General features: G+C 62.4%; 14 protein-coding genes. 13 read left to right on the top strand and 1 reads right to left on the bottom strand.

What is annotated here, in order from left to right:
* The first annotated feature begins 73 nt into the window (after positions 1 to 73).
* Both THECO_RS08780 and THECO_RS08775 read left to right on the top strand, forming a co-directional pair.
* Positions 74 to 886 carry a carbon-nitrogen family hydrolase gene (locus tag THECO_RS08780; protein ID WP_015254678.1) on the top strand — a complete coding sequence of 271 codons (813 nt, stop codon included), beginning with the start codon at positions 74 to 76 and terminating at the stop codon, positions 884 to 886.
* A 162-nt stretch (positions 887 to 1,048) separates the two neighbouring features.
* On the top strand, positions 1,049 to 2,473 hold the full coding sequence (locus tag THECO_RS08775; RefSeq protein ID WP_015254677.1) for an arsenic transporter: 1,425 nt from the start codon (positions 1,049 to 1,051) through the stop codon (positions 2,471 to 2,473).
* A gap of 49 nt (positions 2,474 to 2,522) precedes the next feature.
* Here the strand turns inward: THECO_RS08775 and THECO_RS08770 are convergent, their stop codons facing one another.
* On the bottom strand, positions 2,523 to 3,443 hold the full coding sequence (locus THECO_RS08770) for a LysR family transcriptional regulator (protein ID WP_015254676.1): 921 nt from the start codon (positions 3,441 to 3,443) through the stop codon (positions 2,523 to 2,525).
* A gap of 182 nt (positions 3,444 to 3,625) precedes the next feature.
* Between THECO_RS08770 and leuC the strand changes: the two genes are divergently transcribed.
* The 11 genes from leuC to parE all read left to right on the top strand — a co-directional run bounded on the left by leuC (position 3,626) and on the right by parE (position 21,813).
* Positions 3,626 to 5,044 (top strand): 3-isopropylmalate dehydratase large subunit, encoded by a 1,419-nt coding sequence (leuC, locus tag THECO_RS08765; RefSeq protein WP_015254675.1) that lies wholly within the window; start codon positions 3,626 to 3,628, stop codon positions 5,042 to 5,044.
* A gap of 31 nt (positions 5,045 to 5,075) precedes the next feature.
* Positions 5,076 to 5,675 carry a 3-isopropylmalate dehydratase small subunit gene (gene leuD, locus THECO_RS08760; protein WP_015254674.1) on the top strand — a complete coding sequence of 200 codons (600 nt, stop codon included), beginning with the start codon at positions 5,076 to 5,078 and terminating at the stop codon, positions 5,673 to 5,675.
* 233 nt (positions 5,676 to 5,908) lie between these two features.
* Entirely contained in the window at positions 5,909 to 7,348 is a 1,440-nt protein-coding gene (locus THECO_RS08755; protein ID WP_015254673.1) for an N-acetylmuramoyl-L-alanine amidase, read from the top strand.
* Positions 7,349 to 7,361: 13 nt separating this feature from the next.
* Positions 7,362 to 7,949 carry a GerMN domain-containing protein gene (locus THECO_RS08750; RefSeq protein WP_232427793.1) on the top strand — a complete coding sequence of 196 codons (588 nt, stop codon included), beginning with the start codon at positions 7,362 to 7,364 and terminating at the stop codon, positions 7,947 to 7,949.
* A 57-nt stretch (positions 7,950 to 8,006) separates the two neighbouring features.
* The gene (locus tag THECO_RS08745; protein ID WP_041853860.1) at positions 8,007 to 10,778 is read left to right on the top strand and encodes an S-layer homology domain-containing protein; all 2,772 of its coding nucleotides are present in this window, start codon (positions 8,007 to 8,009) and stop codon (positions 10,776 to 10,778) included.
* A 175-nt stretch (positions 10,779 to 10,953) separates the two neighbouring features.
* Positions 10,954 to 11,601 (top strand): endonuclease III, encoded by a 648-nt coding sequence (gene nth, locus THECO_RS08740; RefSeq protein WP_015254670.1) that lies wholly within the window; start codon positions 10,954 to 10,956, stop codon positions 11,599 to 11,601.
* 57 nt (positions 11,602 to 11,658) lie between these two features.
* On the top strand, positions 11,659 to 11,910 hold the full coding sequence (locus THECO_RS08735) for a hypothetical protein (RefSeq protein WP_015254669.1): 252 nt from the start codon (positions 11,659 to 11,661) through the stop codon (positions 11,908 to 11,910).
* Between the two features lie 28 nt (positions 11,911 to 11,938).
* Positions 11,939 to 15,634 carry a dynamin family protein gene (locus THECO_RS08730; RefSeq protein WP_015254668.1) on the top strand — a complete coding sequence of 1,232 codons (3,696 nt, stop codon included), beginning with the start codon at positions 11,939 to 11,941 and terminating at the stop codon, positions 15,632 to 15,634.
* 274 nt (positions 15,635 to 15,908) lie between these two features.
* Positions 15,909 to 17,681 carry an ABC transporter ATP-binding protein gene (locus THECO_RS08725; RefSeq protein WP_015254667.1) on the top strand — a complete coding sequence of 591 codons (1,773 nt, stop codon included), beginning with the start codon at positions 15,909 to 15,911 and terminating at the stop codon, positions 17,679 to 17,681.
* On the top strand, positions 17,678 to 19,540 hold the full coding sequence (locus THECO_RS08720; RefSeq protein WP_015254666.1) for an ABC transporter ATP-binding protein: 1,863 nt from the start codon (positions 17,678 to 17,680) through the stop codon (positions 19,538 to 19,540). The genes THECO_RS08725 and THECO_RS08720 overlap by 4 nt, the downstream gene beginning before the upstream one ends.
* Before the next feature lie 299 nt (positions 19,541 to 19,839).
* Entirely contained in the window at positions 19,840 to 21,813 is a 1,974-nt protein-coding gene (gene parE, locus THECO_RS08715) for a DNA topoisomerase IV subunit B (protein ID WP_015254665.1), read from the top strand.

Here is a 21,813-nt window from a genome sequence, read left to right as displayed (position 1 = left end):
TAGTGTTGCCAACTTGACATGACGCCATGTCAGGGTAATATGAGAAGAACACGGCAAATCAGGAGGCGGAGCGATGGGACGGAAAATGCGGATTTCCCTCGTGCAGATGCACGTGGATGCGGGCAGCCCGGAGGCGAATTTCGGACGGGCGGCCGAACGGATGGAGCAGGCGGCGGCGGACAAGCCGGACTTGATCGTCCTGCCCGAAATGTGGAACACCGGCTATGCGCTGGAGGTAATCGGAACGATTGCCGATCCGGCAGGCGAGCGGACGAAGGCGTTCGCATCTGATTTCAGCCGCCGGCACGGCGTGAACGTGATTGCCGGTTCGATCGCGGAGCGCCGGGAGGACGGCGTCTACAACACGATCCGGATTTTCGGCAGGGACGGAGAGCCGGCCGGCGAATACGACAAAATCCATCTGTTCCGGCTGATGGACGAGGAGAAGCATCTGAGGCCCGGACAGCGGATCGGCCTTGCGGAAATCGACGGCGTGCGTGCGGGCGTCATGATCTGTTACGACATCCGCTTCCCCGAACTGGCGCGGACGCTTGCGCTTGCGGGCGCCAGACTGCTGGTCGTGCCGGCGGAATGGCCGCACCCCCGCCTGGAGCATTGGCGGACGCTGCTCCGGGCGCGGGCGATCGAAAATCAGATGTACGTCGCGGCTTGCAACCGGGTCGGGTCCAGCAACGGAACGGATTTCTCCGGCCATTCGATGATCATCGATCCGTGGGGTGAAATCGTCGCGGAAGCGGGTGAAGAGGAGACGATCCTGACGGCGGAAATCGACCTGGAACTGGTGGAGGACGTGCGCCGGCGCATTCCCGTTTTCGAAGACCGGAGGCCGGCGCTGTACAAACTCGATGCCGGGCAGCCGGTATAGGCGGCGAAGCCGCGCCAACAAGCCCTTTTCCTTGCCTGACCGGCGGGGAGAAGGGCTTTAAAATTCCCGTTGTGCGCGGACGGGGAGCTGTGCGATAATGATCGACGGATTTTCGCGAATCGGTGCGCATGGCCGGAAGGCTGCGCGTGTGGGGGACGTCGATTGGCCGCGGTTGCCTTGTCCATTTTCATTGTCACGATTGCGCTCATTATTTGGCAGCCCAGGGGACTTCCTGTCGGCTGGACCGCGTCGGGGGGCGCCTTGCTGGCGCTCGCCGCCGGGGTGGTCAACTTGAGGGATGTCGGCGACGTTGCCGGGATCGTCTGGAATGCGACGCTCGCCCTCGTGGCCGTCATGCTCATCTCGTCGGTGCTGGAGAAAGCCGGCTTCTTCGAATGGGCCGCGCTGCATATGGCGCGGCGGGCGCGCGGCGACGGGCTGCGCATGTTTCTGCTGATCATCGTGCTCGGCGCGGCCGTATCCGCGCTGTTCACGAACGACGGCGGCATTCTGATCATGACGCCGATCGTGCTTGCCATGGTCCGCGCGCTCGATTTCGACGCCCGGACGGTCGTGCCGTTCGTGATGGCGACCGGATTCATCGCGGACACGACTTCGCTGCCGCTCGTCATCAGCAATCTGGTCAACATCATTTCCGCCGACTTCTTCGGCATCGGGTTTGCCGCATACGCGAGCCGGATGATCGTGCCGAATCTGGTCGCCGCCGCCGCCAGCCTGCTCGTCCTGTATCTGTATTTCCGGAAGAGCATCCCGGCCGGCTATGACTTGTCCCGGCTGAAGCATCCGAAGGAAGCGATCCGGGATCCGCGGATGTTCCGGTGGGCGTGGGCGGTGCTTGGCATTATGCTGGTCTCCCTGTTCGCCGGCGAAGCGCTGGACATTCCCGTATCGGCCCTGGTCGGCGCCGCCGCTGTCCTGCTGCTCGCCATCGCGCGGCGAAGTCCGGTCATCAACACGAAGCAGATTGTCAGGGATGCGCCCTGGAGCATCGTCGTGTTCTCGATCGGGATGTACGTCGTCGTGTACGGTCTTCGGAACGCCGGACTGACCGACCTGCTGAGCCGCTTCATCGAACATGCCGCCGGATGGGGATGGTACGCGGCGACGATCGCGATGGGCCTGCTGGCGGCCGTGCTGTCTTCCGGCATGAACAATCTGCCGGCGGTCATGATCGGCGCGCTGGCCGTCTCCGGCACGGAGACCGGAGGCTTCATCCGCGAAGCGCTCATCTACGCGAATGTGATCGGTTCGGATCTGGGACCGAAAATGACGCCGATCGGCTCGCTCGCCACGCTGCTGTGGCTGCACGTGCTGTCCGCGAAGCAGGTGAAGATCGGGTGGGGGGATTATGTCAAAGCCGGCGTAATCCTGACCGTGCCGACGCTGCTTGCGACGCTGTCCGGTCTGGCCGCATGGCTGTATGCGCTCCACGAACTCCGTTGGAACGCCTGGCTCGCGATCGCGCTCATCGCCGCGGCGTTCGCCGCCATCGCGCTGGTTCGCAGCGTCGTAAAAGCGGCGAAGCTGCATCGGCACAAGCGGGGGCCTGCCGTATCCGGCCGCTGAGATTTCCGGCCGGCGGGGAAGCCCGCGCATTGCCGGACTTCCCCGCCGGTCAGCCGCCGCTCTTGCCGGGCGACGGCGCGGCCGCTCCCGGGGCGGTCTCCCGAAGCGTCTCGATGAACGCCCGCGCCGCTTTCGACAGGTAGCGGCCGCTGCGGCTGGCGATGACGAGGGTGCGCGTCGGAGCGGACGCAAGCCGCAGGTAGACGGGCGAGAACGGCGTGCCGGGCGCCCGCGCCACCATCTGCGGCACGAAGGCGATGCCCATGCCGGCCGCGACCAGCGACTGCACCGTCTCGATGTTGCCGCTCTCGAACACGATGCGCGGCTCGATGCCGGCTTCAAGGCACAGGTCGAGCGTAATTTTGCGAAACCCCTGGCCTTTCTTCAGCACGATGAACGGATCGCCGGACAGCTCCGCCACTTCCACGCCGCCGGTTCGCCCGGCCAGCCGATGGCGGGGCGGCACGGCGAGGATGATTTCTTCCTCGATCAGCGGCTCCCAGGTCAGCGAAGGATCGCCGAGGGGAAGCGAGAGGAGCGACAGGTCGGTCTGTCCGCCGGCCGTGAGCTGCTCCAGACGCGATGTCGTATCTTCGACAAGCGTCACTTCGATCTCGGGATAGCGCGCCCGGAAGACGGGCAGAACATGCGGCAGCACATGCGCACCCGTAATCGGGAGGCTGCCGACGATCAGCCGCCCTTTGCGCATTTGCGCGAGGTCGTCCATCTCCTGGCGGAGCTGCTCGACGGCATCCAGAATGACCGCCGCCTTCTCGATGAAGACGGTGCCGGCGTGGGTCGGCTCCACACTGTTCGTCGTGCGGCTGAACAGCAGGACGCCGAGTTCGTTCTCGAGCTTCGACAGCTGCTGGCTGAGCGAAGGCTGGGCGATATGCAGTTTCTCGGCGGCGCGGGAGAAGTTCCGCTCCTTCGCGAGCTGCACGACGTATTGCATTTGTCGCAAATCCACGAATCTTGCTCGCTCCTTCAGGCAAGAAACCGTTTTTCGAATCAGAAAGCCGATGGTGCTATAGGTGAAACCTATTGCCTATATAGTTATTATATCTTTGTTCAATCAATGAGAACATGATAAAATAGAACCAGCATAGGCGGGACGCCGCGCTCCCGCGCAACCGACAATGGGGTGATCGCATGGCGAAGACAATGTACGAGAAAATCTGGGATAACCACGTCATTCATTCGGAGCCGGGCAAACCGAGCATTCTTTACATTGACCTTCATCTGGTGCACGAAGTGACGTCGCCGCAGGCGTTTGAAGGGCTGCGCATGGCCGGCCGCAAGGTCCGCCGTCCGGATCTGACCTTCGCGACGATGGACCACAACGTGCCGACGAAGGATCGGTTCAACATCACCGACCCGATCTCGAAGCAGCAGATCGACACGCTGACGAAGAACTGCCGCGACTTCGGTATCCGGCTGTTCGACCTGAACGACATCGACCAGGGCGTCGTGCACGTCATGGGTCCGGAGCTCGGGCTGACGCAGCCGGGCAAGACGATCGTGTGCGGCGACAGCCATACGTCGACGCACGGGGCGTTCGGCGCGCTGGCGTTCGGCATCGGCACGAGTGAAGTCGAGCACGTGCTGGCGACGCAATGTCTGCAGCAGGCGAAGTCGAAAACGATGGAAGTGCGCTTCGTCGGCAAGCGCAAGCCGGGCGTCACGGCGAAGGACATGATCCTCGGCCTGATCGCGAAGTACGGCACCGACTTTGCAACCGGCTACGTCATCGAGTACACGGGTGAAGCGATCCGCGAGCTCTCGATGGAAGAGCGGATGACGATCTGCAACATGTCGATCGAGGCGGGCGCCCGCGCCGGCATGATCGCGCCGGACGAGAAGACGTTCGAATATCTGCGCGGCCGCGAGTACGCGCCCAAGGGCGAAGATTTCGACCGGGCGGTCGAGTATTGGAAGACACTCCGCACCGATGAAGGCGCGGTCTTCGACAAGGTCGTCGAGTTCGACGTCGAATCGCTCGTACCGCAGGTCACCTGGGGCACGAGCCCGGGCATGGGCACGGACATCACGTCCTGCGTGCCGGATCCGGACAGCTTCCCGACGGAGAACGAACGGAAGGCCGCGGCAAAAGCGCTTGAATACATGGGCCTTACGCCGGGCACGCCGATGACGGAGATCGAGATCGACTACGTTTTCATCGGCTCCTGCACGAACGGCCGCATCGAAGACCTGCGCGCCGCCGCCGAGATTGCCCGCGGCTACAAGGTGCATCCGCGCGTGACGGCGATCGTCGTGCCGGGTTCCGGCCGCGTGAAGATGCAGGCGGAGAAGGAAGGCCTCGACAAGATTTTCAAGGAAGCGGGCTTCGAATGGCGCGACGCGGGCTGCTCGATGTGTCTGGCGATGAATCCGGATGTGCTGCAGCCGGGCCAACGCTGCGCGTCGACGTCCAACCGGAACTTCGAAGGACGCCAGGGCCGCGGCGGCCGGACGCATCTCGTCTCGCCGGCCATGGCGGCCGCTGCGGCGATCATGGGCCGCTTCACCGACGTGCGGGATTGGAAGATCAAGACCGAATTGACGGTCTGATTCGCAAAGTGAACGGAGAGGAGCATATACGATGGAACCTTTCATCCGACATACGGGCATCGTCGCGCCGGTTGACCGCGTGAACGTCGACACGGACGCGATCGTACCGAAGCAGTTCCTGAAACGGATCGAGCGGAGCGGCTTCGGCCAGTTCCTGTTCTATGAATGGCGGTTTGACGAAAGCGGCAATCCGAATCCGGATTTCGAACTGAACAAGCCGCGCTACAAAGGCGCATCCATTCTTATCTCGCGCGCGAACTTCGGCTGCGGTTCGTCCCGCGAGCACGCGCCGTGGGCCATTCTCGACTACGGCTTCAAAGTCGTCATCGCCCCGTCGTTCGCCGACATTTTCTACAACAACTGTTTCAAGAACGGCATTCTTCCGGTCACGCTGAGCGAGGAGCAGGTCGACGAACTGTTCCGCCGCACGGCCGAGCATGAAGGCTACCAGCTCACGGTCGATCTGGAAGCGAAGAAAATCACCGACGGACGCGGACTCGAAATCGGATTCGACCTCGACGAGCATCGCCGCCAGTTCCTGCTGCTCGGCCTGGACGACATCGGCCTGACGCTGCAGCATGAAGACAAGATCGCGGCGTACGAAGCAAGACGCGCGGCACAGCCGTTCTGATCGCGGACGGATAAGAGCCGTTCCGGATTTTCCGGAACGGCTCTCGTGCGTCAGGCACCTGAAAATGCGCGAAATCACGCGCAATCGGGAGATTTCCGGCGGTTTAGTCGTTCGGTCCCATCTTTTTCGACATCTCGCAACTTTTCTCAGGTACAGGCGTCTAATCCTTCAGACAAGCGTTCGGCTACATCAGCTTCTACGTTTGCAGTATTTCCGCAGCCAGAGGTGGACCCATGAAGAGAATTGTTGCGTTGCTGTCTCTGTTGTTCGCGCTCATTGCGCTGTATCCAGCCGAATCGCATGCCGCCGAGCCGCCGAGCCTGTACATGAACGGCGTACGGATCGCGGAAGGCGCAAGCCCGCGCGTCGTGAACAACTTCACGATGGTTCCCATCCGCGTCATTGCCGAAGATATCGGCTACACCGTCAATTGGACCGCCGGCACGGATCAGGTCCGCATCTCGAACGGCAGTTCGCTCATCGAACTGACCTTTGGTAAAGATACCGCGCTGGTCGACGGCCGGGAACTCAAGCTCGGGGCCGCCGCATTTGTCGACAAGGGCGTCACCTATGTGCCGCTGAGGTTTGTCGGGGAGCAGCTCGGTCTCCAGGTCTATTGGGATTCGTATTCGAAATCGGTTTTCCTGTACAATCCGCAATCGGCCAACCCGGATGAAGGCGATGCGGACGGCGATGAAGGAATTGGGACGGAAGATGGAGAAGTAAAAGAACCGGGCGGTGAATTGCCGGCCGTGCCGGCAGATGCGCTCGCCGTCGTGAAAGAGATCCAATTCGACGGCGCCCGCCGCGTCACGGTGCTTTTCCAGGGTTCCATGACGCCGAACAAGCCGCTCTGGTCAGGCACGAAACTTGTCATCGACATTCCCTACGCCTCGCTTTCGCCGGAGATCATGGCGGACCTTGCCGCCCGGAAGGCGTCGCAGGGGGAACTGATCACCGACACGAGGGCGCTCGAACGCGTCCGCTATTCGTACTACAGCAACAATCCTTCGACGGTTCGGGTCGTATTCGATCTGAAGGTGAGACAGGACTACGAGATCACGCTTGAAGAAGGCGCGCTTCATGTCGATTTCGTGCTGGAAGAATTGCCTGCAGCGGATCCGAACAAGAAGTACAAGGTCGTCATCGACGCGGGGCACGGCGGAGAAGATCCCGGCGCGCCGAGCGTGACCGGCGATTGGGAGAAGACGTTCAATCTGGCCGTCGCGCGCAAGGTGTACAAGCTGCTGGAACAGGACAGCCGGATTGCGCCCTACATGACGCGGAGCGACGACACGTACATCGGTCTGTACGAGCGGGCCGGTTACGCCAACAACCTCGGCGCGGACCTGTTCATCTCGATCCACGCCAATCGCTACACTTCTTCGGTCAGCGGCGTCGAGACCTACTACAACCGCGCGGAAAGCCTCAAGCTGGCGGAGGTGCTGCACAAGCATCTCGTCAAGGCGACCGGATTGCCGGACCGAAAAGTGCGCAAGGCGAATTTCGTCGTCATCCGGGAGACGAAGATGCCGGCCGTTCTGCTCGAATGCGGATACCTGTCGAACGAGAAGGACGCGAAGCTGCTGTACACGGAATCGGTGCAGGACCGGATCGCCGCGGAGATCGTCGCCGGCATCAAGGAGTACCTGACAGCATACGGAGGGAAGTGATCGCGTGCGGAAAATGTCGGGATTGACGGCGCTGCTCGTCGCCATGCTGCTGATCGCATCCTGCGGGAAAGGAACGGAACCGGCATTGCCCGGAAACGGGGCTGACACGAACACCCCGGCCGCGGGACAGAACGGCGAGCCGGAGACGAAGCCGGAATCGGTGACGGTGAAGTACTATGTCTCGGACGAAGAGATGAACAGCCTGATCGAGAAACAGACGACGATCGAACCGGCCGGACCGGGGGATGTTTACCGGCTGGCCATCGAGGCGCTCAAGCAGGAGGATGAGGCGGCCGGCGAATTTTCGTTGTGGAAGAACGCGATCTTCCGTCAGGTCGAACTGGACGGCGGCGTGCTGACGGTCGACATCTCCCTGCCCGGCGAAGCGCGCCTCGGTTCGATGGGCGAATCGCTGGCCCTCGAAGCGATTACCCGGTCGGCTTTCCAGTTCGATGAAGTCGAAGCGCTCGAAATTCTGGTGGATGGCGAACAGGCCGAAAGTCTGATGGGACATGAGGAGCTTCCTCATCCGATCGAACGGGGAGCCTATCCCGACGACCTGAATTTCCGGACTGCGCAAGCCATGCAAGACGAGCCGTAAACGCTGATAGCGGACCGGCGGATGCCGGTGAACTTGATGGGAGGGGAACGAACATTCATGGCAGTACATAATTGGAAGAAATGGCTGTCTGCCGCGCTTGTCTGTTCGATGCTGGCAGGCGGCGGCGCGGCCTATGCGGAGTCCGACGACGACGCGGCACAAACGGGGACGGAGGCGGAATCGACGGACGCCGGCGCGAATGCCGGAACGGACGGCGTATCGGACGGTGGAGACGAAAGTCCCTTGCCGGTTTCGGGCACCGGGTTCTCCGATGTTCCGAACAACCACTGGGCAAGAAAGCATATTACGAAGCTGAACCTTCAAGGTATTGTCCAGGGCTATGAAGGCAAATTCAATCCCGCCGCGAGCGTCTCGCAGCAGGATGCGGTGCTTATGGCGCTTCGCTTCACCGGCGCGGCGGAGAAGGTCGATCCGGATACGCAGGTGCTGTTCCCGGATTCGTTCATTGTATCGGGCTACGCCAAGCCGTACATCATGCAAGCGATCTATGAAGGGCTGATCGAGGAGAAGGAAGAGTTCCGCCTTGCGGAATCCGAACCGGACAAGGCATGGGGAACGAAACCGGCAACCCGGGAATGGGTGACGAAGCTGATCATCCGGGCGATCGGCGAGACGGCCAAGGCGGAAGCGATGGCCCGGGATCTGCCCGCGTTCGCGGATGCTTCGCTGATTTCCGACATGTACGTCGGCTATGTGAACGCCGCGGTCGAACTGGGCATTGTGAAAGGCATTTCGGCCGACCGGTTCGCCCCGAAAAATACGGTTTCCCGCGCCGAGCTGGCGACGATGCTGAGCCGCGCGCAATATCTGTATCCCGTCGAATACAAGCGGCAGCACAGCGGCATCCTGACTTCGCTGAGCGGCACGCAGCTGACGCTTGCGCATGAGGACGGCACGACGCAGACGTTCACGCTCGATTCGGATACGGCCGTGTACCGTTTTGATTCCGAGAGCGCATCCTCGCTTGCGAATCTGAAACTCTATACGCAGGCGGCCGTCATCGCGGACGGCCGGCGGGCGCTCTACGTCGAACAGATGGACAATGAGGAGCGGCTGGAGAAGACGACCGGCGTCATCGTCAGCATCGATTCTTCCGAGCGGCTGCTGTATGTGAAAGTCGGCACGCCCGTCGTGACCATTCCATACGAGAGCGACCTGGCCGTCCTGGACCGCGCAGGAAGCAATCTCGGGCTGTCTGCACTGGCCGAGAACAGCGAAGTCGACATCTTCCGCGAGACGTTCAGCGAGTCGAAGCGGGCGGTGCGGATCGAGCTGAAGTCCGCGCCGGTCAACAAGCAGGGACGGGGCAAAATTGTCAGCATCCAGCCCGGCGTAATCGAAATTGCCGACGACGGCGCCGAAGCGGCGGAAACCTGGGATATCGCGGCCGCGGCGGTCATTTCGAGACAGGGATCGCCGGCCACGCTGTCCGATCTCCGCAGCGGCGATGTCGTCTCGTACACGGTGAAGAACGGCGCGATCACGCAAATTGCGGTCGAATCCGGCGCTTCGCGGACGGTGACCGGTCTGTTCGACGGTTTCAGCGCCGACCGCAGTTCGATCATCTATACCGTGAACAACAAGAAGGAAGTCAGCGATCTCGCTTCCGGCGCGACGCTGGAAATTCCGGGATTTGCCGCCGCGTCCTGGGACGACCTGTACAAGGACGACCGGATCGAGCTGACCCTTGACGGCAGCGACAAGGTGACGGGGGTCAAAGTGGTCGGCCGGAACATCACGACGGTGAACGGCGCGTCGATCGTCAACCTGTCGAACGACACGCTGACGTTCAAGGACCAGAACGGCAAACCCGCCGCCGTTACCCTGAACAGCAAGACAAGGATCGAAATGAACAATTCGTATCTGTCGCTGGATGCGGCCAGAATGTTTTTCGTTGCAGGCCGCAAAGTGACGATTACGTATTCGGAAGACCAGGCGATCACGATCCGTTTCGCTTACCGCCATACCGGCACGCTGCAGTCGCTGAATACGGCCGGCTCAAGCATCGTACTCAAGCTTGATGACGGCAGTACGGTGACCATCCCGTACCAGACGCCGGCGGTCCAGATCCCCGGCAAGGCGGGCGCGACGATCTCGGATCTCAAGCCCGGCGACCGGGTCACCGTACAGCTTGATCAGAATCTCGACAAGGCGCTTGCCATTCTGGCGCACCGCGTCGTGCAGATGAACGTGGCATCCGTTGACGCGTCCGCCCGCAAGGTGCGGCTCACTTCGGAAGCCGGCGTGACGAGCGAGTACACGCTCTCGGCCGATACCCGTCTTCTGGACGAAAACGGCAGCAGCCTAACGCTGTCCCAGCTGGCGGCGGGCCGGACGGTGAACGCCGAGTTCGCCGGCAGCGATCTGATCCAGCTGCAGACGGTTATCGTGAAAGTGGGCAAGATCGTCTCGACTTCGCCGGGCGCCGTCTCGTTCGCGGCTTACGGCGGTTCGGTCGAGGATATCGCGCTCGGCTCGAACTTCAAGATCGTCAAGAACGGCGTCGTCTCGACGTCCACGGCCGCGCTGGCCGCGAATGACCGCGTCGAGATCCGGACGAACGAGTCGGGCGAATACGTCGTGACGGTCATCGCCGGACAGGTGAAGACGTTCTGGAAGTATGACGCCGCCGCGAACGAGATTCAGGTGCGCAAGACCAGCCTGAACGATCAGAACCAGTACAAGCTGTCGAACGATACGCTCATTACGTCCGGCGGGCAGACGATCGCCGTCACCTCGCTGAAGATGGACGACAAGATCGCCCTGTACATTCATAACGGCAAGCTGCTTGAAATCGAAAAGCTGTAATCTTGCAATTTCAGACTTGCTGAATTGACCCGTGCCGCCCCGCGCGTCCGCAAGGATGCCGGGGCGGTTTCTTTCGCACATATTGCGGCTGCCGGTATTTTTCGATACACTACGAACGAATGCTGTCGGCAGGCGTCTGAAGATGCGGACGGGTTTAAGCGGGAGTGGTGAAGCGATGAAGCCGGACAAGATGCGCACTATTTTGGACACGATCGCCGGAATGTTCCCCGATGCGCATTGCGAGCTGGTGCACAGCAATCCGTTCGAACTGACGATTGCGGTGCTGCTCTCCGCGCAGTGCACGGACGAGACCGTGAACAAGGTTACGGCGGATCTGTTCAAGAAATACAAACGGCCCGAAGACTATCTGGCTGTGCCGATCGAGGAGCTCGAGCAGGATATCCGCCGCATCGGCCTGTACCGGAACAAGGCGGCCAATATCCAGAAGCTGTGCCGCATGCTGATCGAGAAGCACGGCGGCGAAGTGCCCCGCGACTACGAATCGCTCGTCGAACTGCCGGGCGTCGGCCGCAAGACGGCGAACGTCGTCATCTCCAACGCGTTCGGCGTGCCGGCGATCGCCGTCGATACGCATGTGGAGCGGGTATCGAAGCGGCTCGGCATTGCGAAGCCCGACGATTCGGTGCTGGAAGTCGAGAAGAAGCTGATGCGGCTCGTGCCGCGGGACGAATGGACGATCACGCATCACCGGCTGATTTTCTTCGGCCGCTACCATTGCAAGGCGCAGCGCCCGAACTGTCCGGAATGTCCGCTGCTCGATCTGTGCAAGGAAGGAAAAAAGCGCATGAGGCCGTCGGGCTGACGGCATACTATTCGGAGATACACGCATTCGACATCGAAGACAGAGGTGAGCCGCGCAATGCGTTGTATATCCGTCTATACGCGCGACTTCGGATCGTTCTCGGATCTGTACGAACAGATTCTCGTCTCGCCGCCGGCCGAGAACGAAGAGATCGTGCTGGAAGGCATCACGGTCAGCGGCGCGGGCGAGGTGCCCGAAGGCTACATCGAACGGCTGCGGGAGCGGCCGGATGTGGTCGTCATGAAAGAACGGACGCACGGCGCGACAATTTTGCAGCACGGCGATCTGTTCGAGATTTGTCTGCCCTGACGGGGGCCAGCATGGAGAGGAGAAGAATGTGGGGAACCAAGGGGAGCTTGCGGCGCGCATTTCCGCCGCGCTGGACGATATTCGGCAACAAATGATCGCGGCCGGAGACGGTACGCATGCGCAGCGGGTCGGCGGACTGATCGGCAAACTGGCCGAGCCCTTCGCGCAGGTAGCGTTCTGCGGCCATTTTTCCGCGGGCAAATCGACGCTGGTCAACCGGCTGTGCGGCAGCCGGCTGCTGCCGTCCAATCCGATTCCGACGAGCGCGAACGTCGTCACGATCCGGCACGGCGAGCCGAAGGCGGTCATTCGGCTGGCGCGGGACGGCCGGAGCGAGACGAGGACCGTGCCGCTTGACGAGCTGGAAGCGCATTGCCGGGACGGCGAAGGCGTGGAGTCGATCGAACTGTATCATCCGGCCGCGCTGCTTGAAGGCGGGGTGGCGCTTCTCGATACGCCGGGCATCGACTCGACGGACGACGCGCACAAACTGGCGACAGAGTCGGCGCTTCATCTCGCCGATGTCGTCTGCTATGTGATGGACTACAATCACGTGCAGTCGGAGATCAACTTCGAATTCGCGAAGCGGCTGGCCGACTGGGGTAAGCCGCTTGTGCTCATCGTCAGCCAGGTGGACAAACACCGCGAGGCGGAATTGCCGTTCGCAGCCTATCGCAAGAGCGTCGAGACGGCGTTCGCCGATTGGAATCTGTCGCCGGCTGCGATTCTGTACATCTCGAACCGGCAGCCGGACCATCCGTATGACCAGTTCGAGGCGCTGCAGGCGCTGCTGGCCGGCATCGCCGGGATGAAGGAGGAGCTGAGCGCATACAGCGTCCTCAGTTCGGCGCGCTATCTGATCGCCGAGCACGGCCGCTGGCTCGAAGCGCGGTCCGAAGGGGAGCGGCAGCGGCTCATCGAGGCCGCAGGCGGCGAAGAGGCGATGACGGCGGTGCGGGCCGAGCTTGACGCGCTGCGCCGCGAGCTGGAGGAGCTGAAGCGCGGACCGGAAGAGCTGAGACTCAGGCTCCGCCGCGAAACGCAATCGCTGCTCGACAACGCGAATGTGATGCCCGCCGCGGTGCGTGATCTGGCCGGCGCGATGCTGGAGAGCCGCAAGCCGGGATTCCGCGCGGGGCTGCTGTTCGCCGGCGCGAAGACCGCCGCGGAGAAGGCGAACCGGATGCGGCGGTTCGTGGACGAGCTGAACAACCAGGCGAAGGCGGCGGCCGAATGGCATTTGAAAGCGATGCTTCGGCAGGCGGCCGAACAGCTCGACTGGCGGGGCGATACGGTCGAGCGCGAGCTGATCGATCCGGTCGGCTTCGAGTTGACCGAGGCGCAAGCGGAGTCGCTGATCAAGCCGGGCGCGGTGTTCGGCAATGAATATACGATGACGTACAGCCGGGATGTGGCCGAAGCGGTGAAAGCCGGGTATCGCGAGCGGGCCTGGGCGGCCATCGACCGGCTGGCCGAAGCCGCCGCCGCGCGCGCGGAAGCCGCGGCATTCGCCGCGGCGGAGAAGCTGGCGGCGCTGGCGGAGCAGGCGCGCGCGCTGGACGCGCTCGAGGCGCTCGACGCGGAGCGGCTCGGGGCGCTGGCCCGCCTCGAAGCGCTGCTGCCGGAGACGCCCCCGCGTCCGGCGCTGCCGGAGGTCGAAGCGCCGGACGCAGCGCCGGCTGAAGCAGCGCAGACCGCGCCGGTGCGCGCGGCGGTGGATCTGTCCGCCGCGGTGAGCGCAGGCGCCGCGGCCGGCCCGGCCGATCGGCCGCGGCGGTCCGGCGTGCCCGCGCCGGGAGAAGGTGCGCTCGGGCCGCAGCGCCGCGCGGCCGCCCGGCTGCGCGAAGCGGCGGCGCTGGTGGGGCCGCACGCGCCGCTGAAGTCCGCGGCGCAGGCGATGCTGGCCAAGGCGGAGCGGCTCGCCAGCGGCAAGTTCACGATCGCGCTGTTCGGCGCGTTCAGCGCGGGCAAGTCGTCGCTGGCGAACGCGCTGATCGGCCGCAGGGCGCTGCCGGTGTCGCCGAACCCGACGACGGCGGCGATCAACCGGATCGCCGCCCCTGAGCCGGGCGAACCGGACGGGCATGCGCGCATCACGATGAAGACGCGCGAGCAGATGGCGGCCGACGTCCGCCATTCGCTGACGATGCTCGGCCTGGGCGAAGAGGCCGGCAGCGCGGCCGCGGACGATCTGGACGCGCTGCTCGAACTGGCGGCGCGGATCACGCCCGACCGGCTCCACCCCGGCGGCCGGCCGCACTACGCGTTCCTGAAGGCGGCGCGCCAGGGCATCGCGTCCTGCGGCCCGCTGCTCGGGCAGCAGCTGCGCGCCGATGCCGAGGCGTACCGCTCGTACGTCGCGGACGAGACGCTGTCCTGCTTCGTGCAGGAGATCGATCTTTATATCGACAGCCCGCTGACGGCGCAGGGCATCGTGCTCGTCGACACGCCGGGCGCCGATTCGGTGAACGCGCGGCATACCGATGTCGCGTTCCACTACATCAAGAACGCGGACGCGATCCTGTTCGTCACCTATTACAATCACGCCTTCTCCCAGGCCGACCGGCGTTTCCTGACGCAGCTCGGGCGGGTGAAGGATCAGTTCGAGCTCGACAAGATGTTCTTCATCGTCAACGCGGCTGACCTGGCCGCGGACGAAGCGGAGCTCAAGGATGTCATCGCGCATGTCGAGGCGAACCTGCTGAAGCACGGTATCCGGCATCCGCGGATGTTCCCGGTGTCGAGCCTTGCCGCGCTGGACGCGAAGCTGAGAGGCGAGGCGGACGAATCGTCCGGCATGCCCGCGTTCGAGCGGGCGCTGGCCGGCTTCGCGGCCGGGGAGCTCGGCGGGATGGCGCTCGAGGCGGCCGATCGGGAGCTCGAACGGGCGGCCGGGGCGCTCAAGCGCTGGCTCGACGATTCGCGGCAGGACGAGGCGGTGCGGCGCAGCCGGCTGGAGACGCTCAAGCAGCGCGCCGCCGATGCCGCCGATGCCGTCCGCGCCGCGGCGGCGGATGCGCCGTTCGAACCGCTGCGCCAGGAACTGGGCGAGCTGCTGCACCACGTGCAGCGCCGCGTCGCGTTCCGGTTCGGCGAAATGTTCGGCCTCGCGTTCCATCCGTCGGCGCTGCAGGACGACGGCCGCGATCTGAAGCGCGCGCTCGCCGCGTGCTGGGAAGAGCTGCGCCATGCGCTCGCCGTCGAGCTCAGGCAGGAGCTGCAGGCGACATCGCTGCGCATGGACAACGCGCTGCGCCGGCTGGCGGCGCGGCTGTACGACGCGGAAGCAAGCCGGCTGAAGGCGGAGCTGGAAGGGTTCGATCCGGCGCCGTACGAAGTAGAGGTGCAGTCCGCCGCCCCGCACGACGACGGCTGGACGACGGATGCCGTCGACATGAAGCGGCTGTGGAGTCTGTTCAAGAGTCCGCGGAAGTTTTTCGAACAGGGCGGAAGAGACGAAATGCGCGCCGAGCTGGAGCGGCGGCTGGAGCCGGACATCCGCCGCTGGATGGAAGAGCGGGCCGCCGCCTGGGAGGCGGCATACGCATCGGCCTGGCGCGCCGCGGCGGAAGCGGCCGCGGAACGGCTTGCGGGCGAGATCGGCGCCTTCATCGGCAGTTCGGAGGCGGCGCTTGCCGGCGCCGCGCGTCCGGATGAACTGCAGGCCCTGCTCGAACGGCTGGAAGCGCTGCGGGTGGATGAAGGCATTTCTATCACGATTTAAACGAATATTTGCAAGATCGCAACCGGCGTCCGGATTCACGGGCGCCGGTCTTGCCGTCTGTACGGCGATCCTTCCTCCGGATGTCAGAGAAACGGCGAATACGCCAGCCATTCGCGGTGATTCGGAAGAATGACGGGAAATAGTTCTCCTTATTACCGCGATTCCGAGAGTAAACACGGAATATCGAACGGCACCATGTTTGCCCCCGGCACGGCAAGCTGTTAAGATTCATTCATGCTTTGCAACTTAAGGGATTGCGGGGGAGCCTATCCAAGTGGACGTCTTCAGGCAATTGAAATCTTTTTACTGGCCGCACCGGAAGCTGTTGTTTCTGTCAATTGCCGCTCTGGTGTGCGTCACGGCGCTGGGCCTTGTCCAACCCTATTTGCTGCGTGTGTTGATCGACGACGTCATCATGGCGGAACAATTCGACCTGGTGCCGGCTGTGGCGCTGTCGGTTGTCGGAGTTGTCATCGTGAAGGCGTCCATGCAGTTTCTGCACGGCTTCACGGGAGGACGGCTGGGGAACCGCGTCGCCTACAACCTGCGGAACGCGCTGTACAAGAAGCTGCAGTATCTGTCGTTCCAATATTACGACACGGCGAAGACGGGCGACCTGATGTCCCGTCTGACGGGCGATCTGGAAGCGATCCGGAATTTCGTCGGTTTCGGATTCGCGCAAATTCTGAACATGTTCCTGATGGTCAGCTTCGGCGGCGCGATGCTGCTGTCGATCCACTGGCAGCTGACGCTCGTCACGCTCGTGTCGATGCCGTTGCTGGTCATCGTGGCGATGAAATTTCAGAAGGTCATTCATCCCGGCTTCCGCGAAATGCGGCTCGCGATGAGCCGGCTGACGACGGCGGTGCAGGAGAACATCACCGGTGTGCGAACCGTCAAATCGTTCGCCCGCGAACGGCATGAAGTCGAGAAATTTACGACACGCAACGACGACTATCGGGAAAATCAGCTCAATATCGCTTTCCTGTGGGGCAAGTACTTCCCGGTCATGGAAGTGCTCGCGAATGTATGCGTTGTCATCCTGCTTGTCTACGGCGGAACGCTGGTCATCCGGGAAGAACTGTCGCTGGGTGCGCTGGTTCAGTTTTTCAGCATGGTCTGGTATATCATCGGGCCGCTGTGGGGGCTCGGCTTCCACATCAACGGCTACACCCAGTCGAAGGCATCCGGCGAACGCGTACTGGAGATTCTGAACCAGCATATTCACGTGAAGGATAGCAAGGATGCGATCGAGCTGGATCCCTCCAGGGTGAAGGGGCATGTGCAGTTCAAGAACGTCACGTTCAACTATCCGGACAAGGGGCCTGCGGTCCACGATCTGACGATCGACGCGAAACCCGGTTCGGTCATCGGGCTGCTCGGCGGCACCGGCTCCGGCAAATCGACCATCATCCAGCTGCTGATGCGGGCGTACAACGTGAAGCAGGGAGAGATTCTGCTTGACGGCATCGACATCCGCAACATCAAGATCGAAAGTCTGCGCTCGCAGATCGCGCCGGTGTTCCAGGAGACGTTCCTGTTCTCCGCGTCGATCCGCGACAACATCGCCTACGGCGTGTCGGAATATACGATGGACGACATCATTCGCGCGGCCAAACTGGCGAAAGCGCACGATTTCATCATGGAATTGCCGCAAGGGTATGACACCGTCGTCGGCGAGCGCGGGCTCGGATTGTCCGGCGGACAGAAGCAGCGGATCGCCATCGCGCGGGCGCTCATCCGCAACCCGCGCATCCTCGTTCTGGACGACGCGACGAGCGCCGTCGACATGGAGACCGAGCAGGAGATCCAGGCGGGCTTCAAGGAAGTGATGGCCGGACGGACGACGTTCATCATCGCGCATCGCATCTCGTCGCTCCGCCATGCGGATGAGATCATCGTGCTCGATCAGGGCCGGGTGATCCAGCGCGGCACGCACGACGAGCTGCTCGCCGTGCCCGGCCATTACCGCGATACGTACAACATTCAATATGCCGACCGGCCGGACGCCGAACGGGACGGGGCGGAAAGAAGGGTCGCGAAGTGAGCGGGAAGCACAACGGACACCATCATCGAGCGGAAAACGGCGCAGACCAGGCCAAAATCAAGAACGAGCGGTTCGTCTACCAGGACGACGAGCTGATCGAGAAGCCTTTCAACTGGTCGCAGCTCACCCGTCTGTACGGCTATATGAAGCCGTACAGACGGCAATTGCTGCCGGTCATCATCATCACGATGGTGCTCGGCACGCTGACGAGGCTGACCGTTCCGGCGCTCATCGCCTTCGCGATCGACGAAGCGATCGCGCCCGCGGACGGATCGCCGAGCCTGACGAAGCTGTATCTGTTCGGCGCCTCGGCGCTCGCCCTCTACCTGATCCAGTGGGGGACGAACGTGTTCCGGATCCGGTACACGAACATCATCGGCCAGCGCGTCATTTTCGATCTGCGGCGCGAACTGTTCACCCACATCCAGAAGCTGTCGTTCCGCTTCTTCGACCAGCGGCCGGCCGGCTCCGTGCTCGTCCGCGTGACGAACGACATCAACGCGCTGCAAGATCTGTTCACGAACGGCGTCGTCAACCTGATCATGGACTGCGTTCAGCTGGTCGGCATTGCCGTCCTGCTGCTCGTGCTGAACTTCAAGCTCGGTCTGGCCGTCATGATCACCGTGCCGCTCATGTTCATCGTCTCGACCTCGCTGCGCAGACGGATCCGATTCGCCTGGCAGGACGTCCGGATCAAGCAGTCGCGGCTGAACGCCCACCTGAACGAGAGCATCCAGGGCATCCGCGTGACGCAAGCCTATGTGCAGGAGAAGGCGAACATCGGCTATTTCGACAAAATGAACACAGTGAACCGGCTGGCCTGGAACAAGGCGTCCGCCATGAACCAGTCGTTCGGTCCGGTCATCGAGATCACGGCGGCCGTCGGCACGCTGATTCTGTTCTGGTACGGCTCTTATCTGGTCCAGTCCGGCGCGATGACGGTCGGCCTGCTCGTGGGCTTTGCGAACTACATCGGCAACTTCTGGGAGCCGATCAACCGGCTTGGGCAAATGTATTCGCAGCTCTTGATCGCGATGGCTTCCTCCGAGCGGATCTTCGAATTCATGGATGAAAAGCCGACGGTCGGCGAGCTGCCGGAAGCGAAGAGGATGCCGGAAATCCGCGGCGACGTCAAATTCGAGAACATCGTCTTCGAATACGAGCCCGGCCGTCCGGCGCTGCGCGGCATCAGCCTGGAAGCCGCGGCGGGACAGTCGATCGCCCTGGTCGGCCATACCGGCTCGGGCAAGAGCACGATCATCAATCTGCTCTGCCGCTTCTATGATCCGGTGGAAGGGCGCGTGTTCATCGACGGCATCGATATTCGGGACGTGACGCTCGAAAGCCTCCGTTCGCAGGTCGGCATCGTGCTGCAGGATACGTTCATTTTCTCCGGCACGATCCGCGACAACATCCGCTACGGCCGGCTGGACGCGACGGACGAGGAAGTCGAAATGGCGGCAAGGGCGGTTCACGCCCACGATTTCATCATGAAGCTTCCGCAAGGCTACGACACCGAGGTGCAGGAACGCGGCAGCGTCCTCTCGATGGGGCAGCGCCAGCTGCTGTCGTTCGCCCGCGCGCTGCTCGCCGATCCGCGCATCCTGATTCTCGACGAGGCGACGGCCAGCATCGATACGGAGACGGAGCTGAAGATCCAGGAGGCGCTCAAAACGCTGCTGACCGGCCGGACTTCGTTCATCATCGCGCACCGGCTGTCGACGATCCGCCACGCGGACAACATCATCGTGCTCGACCACGGCCGCATCGTCGAGCAAGGCAATCACGACGAGCTGATGCGGAAGCGGGGCGTCTACTACGGGCTGATCGAGGCGCAATATCGGTTTTTGTCGGCTTGAACGGCATGGTTTAAGTAAAAAGGGCTGTTTCGCAGGCGGTTTAAGCCGTTTCGCGAGACAGTCTTTTTTTTCATGGATCTGCCGCCAGAGATTGTGACGTAAAAAATATTATGTAAACCAAAATTCGATTTCATTTGATAACAAGGGATCCCTCCAAACGCCCAAAATCCCGCGTCCCGCTGGCCCGCTTTACGAAACGGGATATAATGAATTACAATAAAGCTTGTTTGCCGCACTGGATAAGGCGGCAAAATCAGCCGAATCCGGCACGCCGTGAGAATCGATGAAGGAGGGCGCGCATGGCGGAGCAATTGGATTTATTCGCAGATGAGACATCCGTGCGGGAGCGCGGTTACGATGCAGACGACATCCAGGTGCTGGAAGGCTTGACGGCCGTCCGGAAACGCCCGGGCATGTACATCGGCAGCACGTCCAGTTCCGGCCTGCATCATCTCGTCTGGGAGATCGTGGACAACGCCGTCGATGAACATCTGGCGAAGTTCGCGACCGAGATCGATGTGACCATCCACGCCGACCAGTCGGTGACGGTCTGGGACAACGGCCGCGGCATCCCGACCGGCATGCACAAGACGGGCATCCCGACACCCCAGCTCGTATTCACGGTGCTGCACGCGGGCGGCAAATTCGGCGGAAACGGTTACAAAAAGTCCGGCGGTCTGCACGGCGTCGGCGCTTCGGTAACGAACGCGTTGTCCGAATGGCTCGAAGTGGAGATTTACCGCGACGGCAAAATTCACCGCCAGCGGTTCGAATATTGGGTCGACAAGGATGGCAAGGAACATGTCGGCGAGCCGGTGACCGGTCTTGAAATCATCGGCAACACGCGGAAGACCGGAACGAAGGTGACGTTCAAGCCGGACGCCCGGGTGTTCCACGGCAACATTTCGCTCAATTATGACACGCTGGCCGAACGGCTGCAGGAGATCGCCTTCCTGAACGCCGGTCTGAAAGTGACGCTCAAGGACGAGCGGACCGGCAGGGAGGATCTCTTCCATTATGAAGGCGGCGCCAGCCAGTTCGTCGCCTTCCTCAATGAAGGCAAAGCGGTGCTCACCGATGTCATCCATTTCTACGCGGAACGGGACGACATCGAAGTCGAGGTGGCGCTGCAGTACAATGACGGCTACACCGAGACGATCGCGTCGTTCGTCAACTCGATTCCGACCCGAGGCGGCGGCACCCACGAGACCGGGTTCAAAACGGCGTATACCCGGGTCATGAACGAGTATGCGCGGAAGAACGGCATTCTGAAAGAGAAGGACAAAAACCTTGACGGCGCCGACCTGCGCGAAGGGATGATCGCCGTCATCAACGTGAAAATGTCCGACGTCGAATTCGTCGGGCAGACGAAGGACCAGCTCGGCAGCGCCTCGGCGCGCAGCGCGGTCGACGCGGTCGTCTCCGACAAGATGGCCGTGTTCCTCGAGGAGAATCCGCAGGTCGCGCAGCAGCTGCTGAAGAAGGCGATTCAGGCGGCGAAGGCGCGCGAGGCGGCCCGCAGGGCGCGCGAGGAAGTCCGCTCGGGCAAGAAGCGGAGCGAGTCGTCCAACTTGAACGGCAAGCTGACGCCGGCCCAGTCGAAGGACTTCATGCGCAATGAGCTGTTTATCGTCGAGGGCGATTCCGCCGGCGGTTCGGCGAAGCAGGGGCGCGACTCGCGCTATCAGGCGATCCTGCCGCTCCGGGGCAAGCCGATGAATCCGGAGAAGGCGCGGCTCGCGGATATTCTGAAGAATGAGGAATACAAGACGATCATCTCGGCGATCGGCGCCGGCGTCGGCCCGGAATTCGATCCCGATGAGGCGAACTACAGCAAGATCATCATCATGACCGACGCCGACACGGACGGCGCGCACATCCAATGTCTGCTGCTGACGTTCTTCTACCGGTACATGAAGCCGCTCATCGACATGGGCAAGGTGTACATCGCACAGCCGCCGCTCTACAAGATCTCCCGCAAGATGGGCAAGCTGGAGACGGTGCGCTACGCCTGGACGGATGAGCAGCTGCAGAACTATCTGAAGGAGTTCGGCAAAAACTGCGAGCTGCAGCGCTACAAAGGTCTCGGCGAGATGAATCCGGAGCAGCTCTGGGAGACGACGATGAACCCCGAGACGCGGACGCTGCTGCAGGTGCGGATCGAGGACGCCGCCAAGGCGGAACGGCGCGTCTCGACGCTGATGGGCGACAAGGTCGATCCGCGGAAGAAGTGGATCATCGAGAACGTCGATTTCACCGAATACGAAGAGTAG

This window comes from Thermobacillus composti KWC4 (genome assembly GCF_000227705.2).
GTDB classification, from domain to species: Bacteria; Bacillota; Bacilli; order Paenibacillales; family Paenibacillaceae; genus Thermobacillus; species Thermobacillus xylanilyticus.
Note: the sequence above shows the minus strand (reverse complement) of the source record. Positions and strands in the feature narration are given on the sequence as shown.

What these genes read in the sequence shown, in the direction of transcription:
- leuC (WP_015254675.1), top strand. Translation starts at nt 3,626, where the DNA reads ATGGCGAAGACAATGTACGAGAAAATCTGGGATAACCACGTCATTCAT.
- THECO_RS08780 (WP_015254678.1), top strand. Translation starts at nt 74, where the DNA reads ATGGGACGGAAAATGCGGATTTCCCTCGTGCAGATGCACGTGGATGCG.
- parE (WP_015254665.1), top strand. Translation starts at nt 19,840, where the DNA reads ATGGCGGAGCAATTGGATTTATTCGCAGATGAGACATCCGTGCGGGAG.
- leuD (WP_015254674.1), top strand. Translation starts at nt 5,076, where the DNA reads ATGGAACCTTTCATCCGACATACGGGCATCGTCGCGCCGGTTGACCGC.
- nth (WP_015254670.1), top strand. Translation starts at nt 10,954, where the DNA reads ATGAAGCCGGACAAGATGCGCACTATTTTGGACACGATCGCCGGAATG.
- THECO_RS08750 (WP_232427793.1), top strand. Translation starts at nt 7,362, where the DNA reads ATGTCGGGATTGACGGCGCTGCTCGTCGCCATGCTGCTGATCGCATCC.
- THECO_RS08735 (WP_015254669.1), top strand. Translation starts at nt 11,659, where the DNA reads ATGCGTTGTATATCCGTCTATACGCGCGACTTCGGATCGTTCTCGGAT.
- THECO_RS08755 (WP_015254673.1), top strand. Translation starts at nt 5,909, where the DNA reads ATGAAGAGAATTGTTGCGTTGCTGTCTCTGTTGTTCGCGCTCATTGCG.
- THECO_RS08745 (WP_041853860.1), top strand. Translation starts at nt 8,007, where the DNA reads ATGGCAGTACATAATTGGAAGAAATGGCTGTCTGCCGCGCTTGTCTGT.